Source organism: Micromonospora sp. NPDC049359 (assembly GCF_044466585.1).
Taxonomy (GTDB): Bacteria; Actinomycetota; Actinomycetes; order Mycobacteriales; family Micromonosporaceae; genus Micromonospora.
Window position 1 is genome coordinate 119,836 of record NZ_JBITMW010000010.1, and the last position, 13,695, is coordinate 133,530.

Here is a 13,695-nt window from a genome sequence, read left to right on the forward strand (position 1 = left end):
GTCCGGACTGACCGCATTGTGGCAGGCCGACCCGTCGGGACGTGGGGCATCGGCGCGGCGGCGCGCCCGCCCGTGTCGGGGAATCGCCGACAGCAGCCTGATTCATCCCGAATACTGGCTTTATGCCACGGAAGGTGATGCCGCATGACTGCCTCTGACACGTCCGGCCAGCAGGCGGGGCTGCCCACCATCGTGCTCGTGCACGGGGCCTTCGCCGACTCGTCGAGCTGGAACGGGGTGATCGCCAACCTCAAGCGCCGGGGCTATCCGGCCATCGCCGTCGCCAACCCGCTGCGCGATGTGCAGGGGGACGCGGCGTACGCCCGCTCCGTCGTGGACAACGTCGACGGTCCGGTCGTGATGGTCGCGCACTCGTACGGCGGACTGGTGATCACCGAGGCCGCGGACGGCGCGGCCAACGTGAAAGCCCTGGTGTACGTCGCCAGCATCAGCCCGGACGTCGGCGAGAGCGTGGTCGACCTGGTCATGAAGTACCCCGGCAGTCAGCTCGTCACGTCCATCGAGATGGTGCCCTACCCCCTGCCCGACGGTGGGACGGCCATGGACCAGTACATCAAGCAGGACGTGTTCCCGGAGGTGTTCGCCGCCGACGTCGACCCCGAGCTCGCCGAGCTGATGGCGGTCACCCAGCGGCCGGCCTCCGCGATGGCCCAGACCGGGTCCGTGAAAAAGGCGGCCTGGAAGACCATCCCGTCGTGGACCCTGATCAGCACGCAGGACCAGGGCATCCCGCCGGACCTGCAACGCTTCCTGGCCCAGCGGGCCGGGTCCACCGTGGTCGAGGTCGACGGGTCGCACGCCGTGGCGGTCTCGCAACCAGGCCCGGTCGCCGACTTCATCGACACCGCCGCCCGCGCCACCATGGGCTAGCTCGGACGGCGGTGCGTACTAGGCTTCGTGCCATGGCGGACCAGGACGGTCCGGGCGCGCACGCCACCGGAGCGACGCGACCGGTCGAGACGGTCGTCCGGGAGATCCTCGCGGTGGTCCCGGCCGGGTGCACCTGGCTGGTGCCGGTGCCCGACGCCCACCGAGCCGTCGCCGACTGGCGGATCGCGGCCACCAGTGGGCAGAGCCAGGACATCTACGGTCGGGGCGTCGACCGCGTCGGCGCCTGCCTCAGCGAGTTGTACCCCACCATGGTCGGCGGGCCGCTCTGGCAGCTCTACGAACGGGTGTTCAGCACCGGGCCGTCGGGCCGCCTGGCCGACTTCCGGTACGTCCAGAGTCGTACCGGGGTCGTCGCCGACTCGCTGTTCGACGTCGAGGTGCACCGGGTCCTCGGCGGCCTGCTGGTGTCCTGGCAGCGGCTCGACGAGGACCGTCGTCGCCTGGACCGCACCGAGCTGCTGGGCAGCCTCGGCTGGGCCGAGTACGACCTGGCCAGCGGGATCAGTCAATGGTCACCCGGCATGTACCGCGTCTTCGACCGGGATCCCGCGCTCGGGCCGCTGTCGCGCGCCGAGCAGGCAGCCGCCCTGTTACCCGACGACTACCTGCTGCGCGAGGCGGCGTGGCAGACGTTGGACGGCGGGGAGTCCTCCGACGTGACGGTCCGGTTCCAGACGACCGGCGGGGTGCGGCACCTGCGGATCCTCTCCGACGTGTCCCGGGACGCGGACGGCGTACCGCTGAAGATTCACGCCGTGGTGCAGGACGTGACCGCCCGGGTGAACTCGCGTACCGCCATCGAACGGCTCAACGACCAGTTGCGGACGCGGGAGCTGACCGCGCTGGCCGAGCACCGGCTCGCCGGGCAGTTGCAGAACCTCATCCAGCCGGTGCCCCGCGAGACGTTCGCCCTGCCCGGCATCGAGGCGGTGGTCAACTACCTGCCGGCCGAGAGCACCGCGCAGGTCGGCGGTGACTGGTACCACGCGCAGGCCCAGCCGGACGGCACGGTCGTGCTCGCCGTCGGCGACGTCGCCGGTCACGGCCTGGACGCGGCGAGCGGAATGGCGCACCTGCGCTTCGCCCTGGTTTCCTGGCTGTCGATCGGCATCGGGGACCCGTCGGTGCTGCTCGGGCACCTCAACCGGCTCTGCGGTCAGCTCTCGATCACCGCCACCGCGGTGGTCGCCGTGTACGACCCGGCCACCCGGGCGCTCTGCTGGGGCCGGGCCGGGCACATGGCGCCGCTGCTGTCCCGAGCCGGTCGGACCGACCCGCTCGAAAGCCCGCCGGGTCTGCTGCTGGGCGCCATGGTCGACTCGACGTACCCGGTGCTCACCGCGCGACTGCGCCCCGACGACCTCGTGCTGTTCTACACCGACGGCCTGGTCGAGCGCCGGGAGCCCGGGCAGGACCGGTTGCGGCAGGTGAGCGCCACCCTGTCCGCGCTCAGCGCGACGCCGGGGGAGCAGACCCTCGCCCGGCTGCGGAATCTGCTGCACCACCCCAGCCCGGACGACGACACGTGCACCCTGGCCGTCCGCGTGCTGCCCTGATCCGCGCCCGGCTCACCGCGACAGCCGGATCCGGACCACGGTGCCCGCACCGGCGGTGAACACCCGTACCTCGTCGCAGATCCGCTCGACGATGGCCAGCCCGCGACCGCGTACCGCGTTGGCGGCGGGCATCTCCCGGCCGAGCGTCCGCGCCGGGCCCTGGTCGACGACGTCGCAGAACACCTGGTCGCCCTCGGCCCAGAGCCGGACCCGGCCGCCACCGGTGGTGTGCTGCAACGTGTTGGTCGCCAGCTCGCTGACCGCGAGCGCCAGCAACTCCACCCGCTCGGCCGACAGGCCCCGCGCCGTGGCGCCCTGGCAGACGAACGTGCGCAGCGCCCGCAGGTCGGCCGCCACCTCGTACGCCATCGTGTCGGTGCGCGGGGCCGACGGCGGCTCCTCGGCCACCGCGTGCGCGTTGGGTCGGTCGGCCGCCATCAGCCCGCCAGCCGCGGGTCGTCGGCGGGCGGACGCAGCAGGTTGCCCACGCCGGTGATGTCGAGGACCGCCGCGACCGGACCGGAGGCGTTGACCGCGTACAGGTGCCGGCCGTCGGCGCGCGCCGCCTGGTGGGCGGTCACCAGGCCGTGCAGGCCGGTGGAGTCGAGGAACCGCAGCCCGCCGACGTCGACCACCACCACCGCGGCGGCGCGTACCGCCGCGGACAGCACGGTCGTCAGCTCGGGCTGGGCCGCCAGGTCGCACTCACCGGTCAGCGTGACCACGATTCGCCCGGCTGCCGTGGACGTGCGGGCCTCGAAGTGCGCCATCGGACAGCAGCACCCTTTCTCGTCGCGTCGGCCGTTGTCGGGACATCATGTCATCCGATGGCCGGTCGGCCGTGTCCTCCGTTCGGCGGTTGATCAAGAAGGTGCGGCCACTGTGCGACGGCGGACGGGTCAGGACCCCGAGTCGTCCGCGACGGACCCGCTCAGCTCGCGTCACCGCGCGTCCCGCTACGGGCGGATGTCCAGTGCGCCGATCAGGTCGTCGCGCAGGGTGAACCGGTACCGCAGCTCGACCGGGCTGCCCGGGAAGTCGCCCGACAGCCGTGTGAGAACCAGGTAGGAGTCGCCCGCCTGGGGCGTGACCCGCACCGGTTCGGCGGTGTACGAGTACTGCGCCATCGAGCGCTCCCGCCAGGAGCGGATGGACGGACGGCCGTCGTACAGCCGGTCCTCGTCGGCCACGCTCGCCGTGTCCGCGAAGCAGGCGACGAAGGCGTCCACGTCCCCGTCGCCGACGGCCCGGAAGTACCTGTCGATCACGTCGGGCAGGTCGACCGCCATCTGCTCCTCCTGCGGCCCGGGCCGCCCGTCGGGGCGGCCGCCGTGGTCCCGGTCCGACCTCACGGTACGAGACACGGCGGGTGGGGCGCGGCGCAACCGGCAGAACCGCCGGGCCAGCGCCTCCCGGGGTTTGTCGCCGTCCGGCCCGGGTAGCCACGCGTTCCGGCGACGGAAGGGGCGGGTCCATGGCCGAACTGGCGTTCGTCGACAAGGTGGCGGCACGGGCGGGTATTCCGCCGGCCGAGGCACGCCCGCTGACCGAGGCCGTGCTGCGCACGCTCACCGAGCGTCTCAGCGGGGGCGAGGCCACCGCGCTCGCCCCGCACGTGGCCGACGAGCTGAGTCCGCTGCTGGTCAAGGCCGCCGAACCGCCCGAGACATTCGGGTACGACGAGTTCCTGCGCCGCGTCGCCGATCGCGCCGGCACGGACCGGGCCGGGGCCGAGCGGGGCGTACGGGCGGTCTTCGAGACGATGCACCGGGTGGTCGGGCACCGGGAGTTCTCCGATGCCTTGTCCCAGCTCCCGGCGGAACTGCGGGCACTGGCGCAGCCGCTGCCGCACGGCCCCTGACCGACGCGCGCCCGATGCGTCGGTGACCGTTCGGTCCCTGGCGTGTCGCCACGACACCGGATCTACTGTGCGTAACCGATCGAACGCGCAGTGGCGGTTGTCCCCGCGCCCGTCCGCCGGGTCGTCGCCGCTCCGATCCGAGGAGCGTCCCCTTGGCGTCCATGGTGTCCCCGCGTCCCCTGCTGACCGCAGTGACGACAGTCGTCGCGCTGATCACCCTCGCTCCCGCTCCCGCCGTGGCGTCCCCGCACAGCTATCGGGTCGTCGACCTCGGCACCCTGAGCGGGGGTGACGGCGCTGCGACGGCGATGAACGATCGCGGCGACATCGTCGGCTGGAGCACCGTCGCCGGCGGCGCCCGGCACGCCGTGCTGTGGCGACACGGCGTCATCACCGACCTGGGCGTGCTGCCCGGTGACACCGATTCCAGCGCCGTGGACGTCAACGAGTTCGGTGACGTGGCGATCACCTCGTTCGGCTCGGACTACCTGACCCGCGCGGTGCTCTGGCGCGACGGCCACCTCCGTGACCTGGGCACCCTGGGCGGGGAGAACAGCGTGGCGATCGGCGTCAACGACCGGCGGCAGGTGCTCGGCACCAGCGAACCGGCCGGCGACATGCCGCACCGTTTCCTGTGGCGCGACGGCGTCTTCACCGACCTGGGTCGGGAGTACTTCTACGAGTTCACCGCCGACTTCAACAACGCGGGCGACGTGGTGGGCGGGTTCAACGTGCCGCCGCAGGACTACCCGTGCACCTGCGTCGGTGGCCGGCTGCGCGACGGCGTCTTCACCCAGATCGGCAGCGAGGCGCTCGGGGTCAACAACCGGGGTCAGGTGGTGGGGGCGGCGAACGGGCGGGCGTTCCGCTGGCAGAACGGGACACTCACCGACCTCGGCACGCTCGGCGGCGACTGGAGCCGCGCCACCGCGATAAACGACCGCGGTGAGGTGGTGGGCCAGAGCGCCACCACCACCGCCGCGTGGCACCCGTTCCTCTGGCGCAACGGGTTGATGACCGACCTGACCACCCGGGGCGTGGGGGAGACCGACTGGATCGAGGACATCAACATCCGGGGCCAGCTCGTCGGCGCCCGGGGGAACCGGCCGGTGCTGTTCCGCTGAGCGGAGATCTTCGCGCTGTGGACGTGCGGGCGTGGCCTGACTACCCGGGCGTCAGCGGCGGCCGCGACGAGCCGGCCGGCGGTTGGCTCCGCCGCGTTGCCGCGGGGCGCCGCCGCCGTGTGGACGTGCGGCGCCGCCGCGCGGGCGGGCCGCTCCGCCGGTCGGCCGTGCCGCCGGGCGACGGCGGGCCGCCACGACGATGAGCGTGCCCACCACGGCGACGATGACGACGGGGATCACCCAGGACGGGAGCCCGCGCTCCTTCGAGGACGACGGCGGCGCGGCGGCGGGCGTCACGGCCGGGTCGAGGGTCGCGGCCGGCACGGCGGACGCCGACGCGGTGCCCTCGGCCTGGGCCAGCAGGGCGGGATCGGGGCCGTTCGTCGGCGCCGCCCAACCGGCCGGGGCCGCCGTGCTCGGCCCCTGGTAGTCGAAGGTGACGGTGCCCTTCACGGCCTCACCGTCGGACGCGACCGTGAGGTAACTGGCGGTGTAGCGGCCCTTCGCCGGCCAGTGCGCGACGGTCACCATCGCGGGAAAGCCGGTGTGGTACAGCCGGGGCTCGAAGGTGCCGTTGACCATGAAGTACTCCTGGACCGGCTTGTCCAACCGCTTCGGCTCGCCGTACGACCAGCCGCTGTCCACCCGTGACCCGTTCGGGCCGGTGAGGGTGAAGTGCGCGTTGGCGGCCGGCTTCTCCGTGAAGTACAGCCCGACCCTCTCGAGGGGCTGGCGCACCACGGTGCCGGTCAGCGGAGTGGAGGTCGCCAACTGGCCGTGCGCGGACGCCGGGGCGGCGGGCAGCGCCAGCGACGCGACCACGAGCACGGCCAGCACCGCCAGGGCGCGACGTACGACATTACCGACAGTGACCAGCCTCGATCGCATTCGTTCATCATGGTCATTTCCCCGCCGCCGAACAAGACGTAGAGTTCACCCTCCGACGATCACCTCGACACCCCGTCCCCCTCGCGTCGTTCGGAGTTCACCCGTGTCCGTCCCCGGTTCGCGCCCCACCGCCCGCCTCACCGCCCGCCCCGCCGCCCTGCTGGTCACCGGTCTGCTCACCGCCGTGCTCGCCGCGGGCTGTGGCCAGAACGGCGACCCGTCCGTGGCCGCCCCCTCGACGGCCCCGACATCCGCCGTCGCGCCGACCCCCTCCGTCACGCCGACCATGGCGGGCAGCCCCACTCCCACCCCCGCGGCCAGTACCCCCGCCGCCGTCGACCGGGAGATCACCGTGACCATCGCCAAGCGACGGATCACCCCGCCGACGGGCCGGGTGACCGTGAACAAGGGCCAGTCGGTCCGGATCACGGTCACCTCGGACGTCGCCGACGAGCTGCACGTGCACGGCTACGACCTGGGCGCCCGCCTCCCGGCCGGCACACCGGGCTCGGTGGAGTTCCGGGCCGACAAGACCGGGTTGTTCGAGGTCGAGACGCACGAGACCGAGCTGGTGCTGTTCCAGCTCGTCGTCCGCTGATCTCCGATGTCCGCCGCACCCACGCTGCTGGCGCACGGCGTCGGCGGCCGTCAGGACCTCCCGATCACGCTGCCCGAGCTCGTCGTTGCCGCCGCTCTGACCCTGGTCGTCACGTTCGTCGCGCTGGGCGTGCTCTGGCGGGAGCCACGCCTGGACCGTGATGCCTCAGGTGGTCGGCCGGTGCCGGACCGGCTGGCCCGCCTCGTCGACGCCCCCACGTTCCGGTGGGCGCTGCGCGTACTGGGCCTGCTCGGCGCCGGCTGGTTCGGTGTCGGCCTGCTCGCCGGGCCGGACACCCCGGAGAACCCGACGGCCGGAGTGCTCTACGTGCTCCTCTGGGTCGGTCTGGTGCCCGTATCGCTGCTGTTCGGTCCGGTGTGGCGGGCGGTTAACCCGCTGCGTACCGTGCATCTGCTCGGCGCGCTGGCGGCCCGGCGCGACCCGGCGCGCGGCGTCCGTGAACTGCCGGCCGGTCTGGGCCTCTGGCCCGCCGCGCTCACCCTCTTCGGGTTCGTCTGGCTCGAACTGGTCGCGCCGGACCGGGCCACGCTGCCGGTCATCACCGCGTGGCTGGCCGGGTACGCCGTGGTGATGCTGGCCGGCGCCGTGGTGTTCGGCGCGGCGTGGTTCGACCGGGCCGACCCGTTCGAGGTCTACAGCGCGCTCGTCGGCCAGCTCGCTCCGATCGGCCGGGCCGCCGACGGTGTGCTGGTGTGGCGCAACCCGCTCGACGGGATCGCCGGGCTGCGGCCCCGCCCCGGGCTGGTCGCCGTGGTGATCGTGCTGCTCGGCTCGACGATGTTCGACAGCCTCTCCAACGCGCCGGTCTGGCTGCGCTTCGCCCAGGAGAACGGGCTGCCTCCGGTGGTCACCGGCAGCGCGGGACTGGTCCTGGTGATCGGGGCGGTCGCCGTGGCGTACCTCGCCGCCACGGGCGTCGCGGCCCGCGTCGGCCGCACCGAGCCGGCGGACGCCGGCGCGGTCGGGGCGCGGCGCGTACCGGGCGAGATCGCGCACTCGATCGTCCCCATCGCGGTGGGTTACGTGGTGGCGCACTACTACTCGCTGTTGATCCTGGAGGGTCAGCGCACCCTCGCCCTGCTCTCCGACCCCCGCCACACCGGCGCGGACGTCTTCGGCACCGCCGGCTGGGAACCGCACACTGCGTTGGTGACCCCGTCCGGGGTGGCCAATCTTCAGATCACCGTCATCGTCGTCGGGCACCTGCTCGGCACGCTGCTCGCCCACGACCGCGCCCTGTACCTGTTCCCCCGGGCGCGGGCGGTCGCCGGTCAGCTTCCGCTGCTCGCGCTGATGGTCGCCTACACCGTCGCCGGCCTGCTGCTGCTCTACGCCGGTTAGGCCGAGGGTCAAAGCCCCTGGCCGGCCTGCCGAGGGTCCGGACGGCGACCGGCCGCTTCGGCCGCTGGTGGCGCGTCGCTCGCGGGCCCGTGGTCCGGCCGGATCGGAGCCACCCGCTCCAATGAGCGTGATGCCGGTGAGTCATCTTGATGACTCACAGGCATCACGCTCAATGTGGTGTCCGCCGTCGGCCGCGCCGTCGGCCGTCGGCCGCGCCGTCGGCCGTCGGCCGCGCCGTCCGCGCCGTCCGCCGTCGACCCGCAGGGGCGCGGCCCACCGCCGGCCCACCGCCTGGACTCCGCCTCGGCTCGACCGAGGACCTTGACCACCCGGCCTGGGCGCGTCCGCGCCCGCAGACGAGGATGGGCGCGTGGACTCCGCTCTGACGCGCTACCTCGACGATCTCGTGGCCACCGCCCGGGAGGTCCTCGGCGACGATCTCGTCGGCGCGTACGCGGCCGGTTCGGTGGGGCTCGGCGCGTACGAGCCCGGCCGCAGCGACGTGGACGTGGCGCTGGTCTGCGCCAGCCCGCTCCCCGAGGCCGTCAAGCGGACGCTGGTGGCGCGGCTTCGTCACGAGTCCCTGCCCTGTCCGGCGCGCGGGCTGGAACTGGTCGTGTACCGGCGGGCGGTGGCGGCGGCCGGCAGCCCCGAACCCGGCTTCGAGGTCGAGCTGAACACTGGACGCGCCATGCCGTTCCGCCGCACCCTCGACCCGGCCGACCGGCCGAGCGCCGACGGCCGCTTCTGGTACGGGCTGGACCGCAGCATCCTGCGCCAGAGCGGACTGGCGTTGCTCGGTCCGCCGGTGGCCGAGGTCTTCGCCGACCTCGCCCCGGCCGACCTGCGTCGGCTGTTGATCGAGGCGCTGACCTGGTGGCTGGCCCTGCCAACGCCGCCGGACGACCGGCCCGCGCCCGGCACCGAGGACGCCGTGCTCGGCGCCTGCCGCTCGCTGGTGCGGCACCGCGACGGCGTGTGGCTGTCCAAGGTGGACGCCGGTCGGCGGCTCGTCGACACCGGCTATCCCGCGGAGGTCATCCGTCGGGCGATCGCCGCCCGGCACGGCGGTCCACCGCCCACCGGCGCCGAGGCCCGCGCCTTCCAGCAACGGGTACGCGCCGAGATCGCCGGCTGACCTGCTCAGCGCACCGGTCGGCTCTGCAGTGACGCGAAGAGCAGGTTGAGGCCCTCGGCCATGGTCGGATGCGTGATGATCGCGTCCCGCAGCGCGGTCCATGGCATCCGCGCGAGCATGGCCAACTGCACCGAGGTGATCACCTCACCCGACTCCGGGCCGAGCAGCGCCGCGCCCAGGATCAGGTCGGTGCGGGTGTCGATCACCGCCTTCCACATGCCCCGGGTCTCGCGCAGAGTGCGGGCGCGGGGGATCGCGGCGACCGGCAGGTGGGCCACCTCGATGTCGTATCCGGCAAGGCGCGCGTCGCTCTCGCTGAGACCGACCCGCGCCAGCTCCGGGGTGGTGAAGACGGTGTACGGAACGAGCCGCCCGGACGTACTGCGCCGCTCGCCGGCCAGGTTCGCCCGGATGATCCGGTAGTCGTCGAGCGACACGTGCGTGAACTGCGGGCTGCCCGCGACGTCCCCGGCCGCCCACGTCCGCTCGGCGCTGGTGCGCAGATACTCGTCGACCAGCACGAAGCCACGCTCATCGAGCCGGACACCGGCCGCGTCCAGCCCCAGTCCGTCGGTGACCGGCGCCCGGCCGGCCGCCACCAGCACCTCGTCACCGGTCACCACGCTGCCGTCGTCGAGGGTGACCCGGAGCGTCCCGTCGGGGTCGCGGTCGACCCGGGCGACGGCCACGCCGACGCGGACGTCGATGTCGTCCGCGAGGAAGACCCGCATCAGCGCGTCGGCGACATCGGGGTCCTCGCGGCTGAGTAGTTGCGGGCCGCCCTCGATCACGGTCACCGCGCTGCCGAACGAGGCGAACATCTGCGCGAACTCGACCCCGACGGTCCCGCCGCCGAGCACCACCAGCCGTGCCGGCAGCCGATCCAGCCGGAGAAGGTCGTTGCTGGTCAGCACTCCGGCCTCGGCCATCCCGGGCACGGACGGCAGATGCGGGCGGGTGCCCGTGTTGATGACCACGTCGGTGCCCCGCAGCAGTCGTTCACCCCCGTCGGCCAGCTGCACCCGAACGGTCCGATCGGCGACGAACCGGGCCGCACCGATCACCAGGTGCAGACCCGAGTCGAGGAACTGCTGCCGGTTGGCGGCGACCATTCCCTCGACGACGTCCTGCTTGTGCGCCCGCAGCAGGTCGATGTTGACCCGGCCACCCTCGACGGCGAGGCCGAGCGCGGCGGCGTGCCGTAGCTGGTGGGCCGCCCGCGCGCTCGTCACCAGCGCCTTGGTGGGGATGCACGCGACGTTGATGCAGCTCCCGCCGATCATGCCGCGCTCCACCATCGCCACCCGGCGTCCGGAGCGGGCCACGTCCATGCTCAGCGTCTTGCCGGCCTTGCCGCCGCCCACGACGAGCAGGTCGAAGTCCTCCGGTTGGTCGGTCACGGGCGCTCCTTCGCGGCCACGGGGTGCTCGTCGTCGCCACCCGGGCCGGCGGTCGTCGGTGCGTGTCGGCCAGCCCAGCCTGCCAGCTCCGACGGGACGTCCGGGGCGGTTCCCGGCGAATGCAGGTGGCGTACCAGGGCGGCGAGGGGTGGCCGTTGGTCGTCAGGCCTCGGCCGTGACCAGGTAGAGGGTGAAGCTCGCCAGCAGCGGACCGGCGGCGAGACGGCGAAGCCACGGCCGGACCTCCCGGTCGACCATCTCGCCAGCCGCCACCGCACGGGCGGAGTTGCGCCGCAGCCCCAGGATTTGATCGGCCGTGCCGAAGTCCTCGAAGACGACGGCGATCGCCTCGACCGATCGCACCCGCAGGCCAACTCGCGCCGACAACCGGACCAGCTCTCGACCGACGGTCGGATTCCGCACCCGCCCCGCCACGAACCGGGCGAAGCGGCGGCTCGTGGCCACGTCCTCGTCGGCGACGGCCAGGGTGTCCCAGTCCGGCTCGGTCACCACGAGCACACCCGCCGGGCGCAGCACCCGGCGGACCTCGGCCAACGCCGCCGCGGGATCCTCCACGTGCATCAGGACGCGATCGATCCGGGCCCTGTCCATGCTGATGTCGTCCAACGGAAGCGTGTGGGCGTCGCCCACGCGCAGGTCGATCCGCGGCCGGTCGGCCAGCCGCCGACCCGCCTCCGCGAGCATCCTCGGGTCACGGTCGACGCCGACCACCAGGCCGTCGGCCCGGACCGCATCGGCCAACCGCCCCAGGTCGGTGCCCGGCCCGCAGCCGACGTCCACCACGCAGTGCCCCGGCCGCAGGTCGAGAGCGTCGACGGCACGCCTCTTGTAGTCGCGACCGATCGGGGTGGCCGCGGCCGTGTCCAGGTACGCGATCCGGTCCGCACTCGTGAGCTGGCTCATCCGCCCATCCCACCATCGACTCGTGGGCGTGCGGCGCAGCCGGTGCGTGGGTTCGGTGAAGATCGTCGAACCCTGGTCGTACCGGGCCCGGAGAACTTACGCGCCCCGGGCCCGGACGACCGGTCAGTGCCGGGCGGTGCCGTTGTCGCTGACCGGCTGCCCGAAGGCCAGGAACGGTACGGGCGTCGGAGCGTCGGGCCGGGTGAAGATGGGCTCGTGGGTGGGCGTGCGGTCGGCCGGCCCCACCGGGTATCGCAGCGGCGTGCCTGCCGGACGCTCGCCATCGGCCCGGTCGTCGTCGGCCCGGTCGTCGTCGGCGTGCGCGGCATCGGCGTGCGCGGCATCGGCGTGGACCGCCTCGTCGCCGGTCTCGTCGGTACCGGCCCGGTCCGCCTCGACGCGCGCCTGCTCGGCCTCGTCGTCACCGGCGCCCTCGACGTCGGCCCGCCCGGTCTCGGCGCCGTCGCCCGCGCCCCGGTCGACCGGGATCGGGTCGGCGGCGGCGCGACTCGACCGTGGACCGACCATCGGATACTCGGCCGTCTCCGTACCACCGGCAGCGGCGGCCATCACGGCGGCGGCGGCCAGGTCGGCCACCCGCTTCGCCTCCCGCTGCACCCGGGCACGGACCTCCTTGGCGTGCCGCTCGGCGGAGTCGCCGGCCCGCCGGGCCTCGTCGAGCCGGGTCGCCTCGGCGGTCAGGTCGCGACGCACCTCGCTCAGCCGTTGCTGCATCCGGGACAGCTCGTTCTCCAGGGTCTCACCCTCCTGGCGGACCTCGGCGAGCTGCTGCTGGGCGGTCTCCAACTCGGCGTGCAGTTGGGCCGACTCCTCCCGGCGCTCCTCGATCTCCTGCTGGAGCGCGGTCAACTGCTCCTGGTGGCTGGCGGCCTGCTCGTCGGCCCGGTTCCGCAGCTCGGTCACGTGCTGCTGCGCCTCGGCGAGCAGCGCGGCGATCTGCTGCTCGGTGGAGCTGCGCTGCTCGGCCAGCTCCTCCTGCGAGGCCGCCTGCAACTCGGCGATCTCCTGCTCGGCGGCGCTGCGCCACTCGGCGACCTCGCGCTCCACGCCGGCCTGCCACTGCGCCATCTCCTGCTGGTTCTTGGCGCGGGCCGCCTGGACCTCCTGCTGGATCTGCGTACGCGCCGACTTCATCAGCGCGTCGGCAGCCACCCGGGTCTGGTTGAGCTGCTGCGCGCTCTGCTCGGTGATGCGCTTCGCCTCGTGCTGGGCGCGTTCGTGCGCGGCCTCACCGTCGGCGCGCAACTGCTCGGCGCGTTCCCGGACCGCCGTCAACTCGGCCTCGGCCACGGCGCGGCGCTCCTCGTACGCCTGCTCCTGCTCGCTGCGCCGCGCGGCCACCTCCTCGGACAGGTCCTGTCGTGCCTGCGCGGCCCGCTCACGGGTGTCGGCGAGGATTCGCTCCGCCTCGGTGCGCAGCTCGTTGGCGCGGTCGGCGGCCGACTCGGTGATGAGGGCGGCCTGCTTCTCGGCGAGGGTCAGTATCTCGCCCACCATCGGGCCCAGATCCTGGAACGAGGCGCGGTCCACCTGAACCGGCTGCTCGTGCATCTCGGCCAGCTCGGCCCGCAGCCGCTGCACCTCGGCGGTCAGCTCACGCACCCGTACCGCCGACCGCCCGTGCTCGCCGCTGAGCATGGCGATCTGCCCGTCGAGCTGCTCCAGGTGCCGGTCCACCTGGCGTTTGTCGTAGCCGCGCAGGGCGAGCTCGAAGCTCGGCCGCGAGGCCGCATCGTCGCGTGTTGCGAGCGGCTCAGCGCCGATGGACATGCACCATCCTCCGTACGGTCGGGCGCAAGGTCAACCGCCCTGCGGGCCGTGAGTGTGGCGCAACGCTACCGCCGAGCCCACCCCCGTGCGAAGGCACGCACCCCTCATTCGCCGATCATGGAGTCGTGGTGCCCGGAAGGC

General features: G+C 73.3%; 14 protein-coding genes. 7 read left to right on the forward strand and 7 right to left on the reverse strand.

Features of this window, described 5'->3' with window-relative positions; genetic code table 11:
• The first annotated feature begins 144 nt into the window (after positions 1-144).
• Both ACIBTX_RS22725 and ACIBTX_RS22730 read left to right on the forward strand, forming a co-directional pair.
• Positions 145-891: an alpha/beta hydrolase gene (locus tag ACIBTX_RS22725; RefSeq protein WP_357169569.1), complete on the forward strand. Its 747-nt coding sequence runs from the start codon at positions 145-147 to the stop codon at positions 889-891.
• Positions 892-923: 32 nt separating this feature from the next.
• Positions 924-2,468, forward strand: coding sequence for a SpoIIE family protein phosphatase (locus ACIBTX_RS22730; RefSeq protein WP_357169572.1), 1,545 nt, complete (start codon positions 924-926; stop codon positions 2,466-2,468).
• Positions 2,469-2,480: 12 nt separating this feature from the next.
• Here the strand turns inward: ACIBTX_RS22730 and ACIBTX_RS22735 are convergent, their stop codons facing one another.
• The 3 genes from ACIBTX_RS22735 to ACIBTX_RS22745 form a co-directional block, all read right to left on the reverse strand.
• Positions 2,481-2,906, reverse strand: coding sequence for an ATP-binding protein (locus tag ACIBTX_RS22735; RefSeq protein ID WP_357117733.1), 426 nt, complete (start codon positions 2,904-2,906; stop codon positions 2,481-2,483).
• Positions 2,906-3,238, reverse strand: coding sequence for an STAS domain-containing protein (locus ACIBTX_RS22740; protein WP_357117736.1), 333 nt, complete (start codon positions 3,236-3,238; stop codon positions 2,906-2,908). Before ACIBTX_RS22740 ends, ACIBTX_RS22735 begins: the two co-directional genes overlap by 1 nt.
• A gap of 186 nt (positions 3,239-3,424) precedes the next feature.
• Positions 3,425-3,757 carry a nuclear transport factor 2 family protein gene (locus tag ACIBTX_RS22745; RefSeq protein WP_357117740.1) on the reverse strand — a complete coding sequence of 111 codons (333 nt, stop codon included), beginning with the start codon at positions 3,755-3,757 and terminating at the stop codon, positions 3,425-3,427.
• Between the two features lie 185 nt (positions 3,758-3,942).
• Here ACIBTX_RS22745 and ACIBTX_RS22750 point away from each other — a divergent pair, with 185 nt between their 5' ends.
• Positions 3,943-4,329, forward strand: a complete 387-nt coding sequence (locus ACIBTX_RS22750) for a DUF2267 domain-containing protein (protein ID WP_357117743.1) — start codon at positions 3,943-3,945, stop codon at positions 4,327-4,329.
• A 161-nt stretch (positions 4,330-4,490) separates the two neighbouring features.
• Entirely contained in the window at positions 4,491-5,453 is a 963-nt protein-coding gene (locus tag ACIBTX_RS22755) for a hypothetical protein (protein ID WP_357119380.1), read from the forward strand.
• Positions 5,454-5,504: 51 nt separating this feature from the next.
• Here ACIBTX_RS22755 and ACIBTX_RS22760 read toward each other — a convergent pair whose 3' ends face one another.
• The gene (locus ACIBTX_RS22760) at positions 5,505-6,341 is read right to left on the reverse strand and encodes a copper resistance protein CopC (RefSeq protein WP_357117746.1); all 837 of its coding nucleotides are present in this window, start codon (positions 6,339-6,341) and stop codon (positions 5,505-5,507) included.
• 103 nt (positions 6,342-6,444) lie between these two features.
• Between ACIBTX_RS22760 and ACIBTX_RS22765 the strand changes: the two genes are divergently transcribed.
• The 3 genes from ACIBTX_RS22765 to ACIBTX_RS22775 all read left to right on the forward strand — a co-directional run bounded on the left by ACIBTX_RS22765 (position 6,445) and on the right by ACIBTX_RS22775 (position 9,439).
• Positions 6,445-6,939 carry a hypothetical protein gene (locus ACIBTX_RS22765; RefSeq protein WP_396832964.1) on the forward strand — a complete coding sequence of 165 codons (495 nt, stop codon included), beginning with the start codon at positions 6,445-6,447 and terminating at the stop codon, positions 6,937-6,939.
• Between the two features lie 6 nt (positions 6,940-6,945).
• Entirely contained in the window at positions 6,946-8,301 is a 1,356-nt protein-coding gene (locus tag ACIBTX_RS22770; protein ID WP_357117753.1) for a hypothetical protein, read from the forward strand.
• Positions 8,302-8,671: 370 nt separating this feature from the next.
• A complete protein-coding gene (locus ACIBTX_RS22775; RefSeq protein WP_396832965.1) occupies positions 8,672-9,439 on the forward strand; it encodes a nucleotidyltransferase domain-containing protein in 768 nt (255 codons plus the stop codon).
• Between the two features lie 5 nt (positions 9,440-9,444).
• On the opposite strand, the gene ACIBTX_RS22780 is transcribed toward ACIBTX_RS22775, so the two are convergent.
• The 3 genes from ACIBTX_RS22780 to ACIBTX_RS22790 all read right to left on the reverse strand — a co-directional run bounded on the left by ACIBTX_RS22780 (position 9,445) and on the right by ACIBTX_RS22790 (position 13,554).
• Entirely contained in the window at positions 9,445-10,839 is a 1,395-nt protein-coding gene (locus ACIBTX_RS22780) for a dihydrolipoyl dehydrogenase family protein (RefSeq protein ID WP_396832966.1), read from the reverse strand.
• Positions 10,840-11,001: 162 nt separating this feature from the next.
• On the reverse strand, positions 11,002-11,763 hold the full coding sequence (locus tag ACIBTX_RS22785; protein ID WP_396832967.1) for a methyltransferase domain-containing protein: 762 nt from the start codon (positions 11,761-11,763) through the stop codon (positions 11,002-11,004).
• 123 nt (positions 11,764-11,886) lie between these two features.
• Complete coding sequence (locus ACIBTX_RS22790) at positions 11,887-13,554, reverse strand: hypothetical protein (protein WP_396832968.1); 1,668 nt, start codon at positions 13,552-13,554, stop codon at positions 11,887-11,889.
• Positions 13,555-13,695 lie beyond the last annotated feature (141 nt).

Bases quoted from the DNA above. Each gene is read 5' to 3' on its own strand.
- ACIBTX_RS22730 (WP_357169572.1), top strand. From the start codon at position 924: ATGGCGGACCAGGACGGTCCGGGCGCGCACGCCACCGGAGCGACGCGA.
- ACIBTX_RS22770 (WP_357117753.1), top strand. From the start codon at position 6,946: ATGTCCGCCGCACCCACGCTGCTGGCGCACGGCGTCGGCGGCCGTCAG.
- ACIBTX_RS22755 (WP_357119380.1), top strand. From the start codon at position 4,491: ATGGTGTCCCCGCGTCCCCTGCTGACCGCAGTGACGACAGTCGTCGCG.
- ACIBTX_RS22785 (WP_396832967.1), bottom strand. From the start codon at position 11,763: ATGAGCCAGCTCACGAGTGCGGACCGGATCGCGTACCTGGACACGGCC.
- ACIBTX_RS22750 (WP_357117743.1), top strand. From the start codon at position 3,943: ATGGCCGAACTGGCGTTCGTCGACAAGGTGGCGGCACGGGCGGGTATT.
- ACIBTX_RS22745 (WP_357117740.1), bottom strand. From the start codon at position 3,757: ATGGCGGTCGACCTGCCCGACGTGATCGACAGGTACTTCCGGGCCGTC.
- ACIBTX_RS22740 (WP_357117736.1), bottom strand. From the start codon at position 3,238: ATGGCGCACTTCGAGGCCCGCACGTCCACGGCAGCCGGGCGAATCGTG.
- ACIBTX_RS22725 (WP_357169569.1), top strand. From the start codon at position 145: ATGACTGCCTCTGACACGTCCGGCCAGCAGGCGGGGCTGCCCACCATC.
- ACIBTX_RS22760 (WP_357117746.1), bottom strand. From the start codon at position 6,341: ATGCGATCGAGGCTGGTCACTGTCGGTAATGTCGTACGTCGCGCCCTG.
- ACIBTX_RS22735 (WP_357117733.1), bottom strand. From the start codon at position 2,906: ATGGCGGCCGACCGACCCAACGCGCACGCGGTGGCCGAGGAGCCGCCG.
- ACIBTX_RS22790 (WP_396832968.1), bottom strand. From the start codon at position 13,554: ATGTCCATCGGCGCTGAGCCGCTCGCAACACGCGACGATGCGGCCTCG.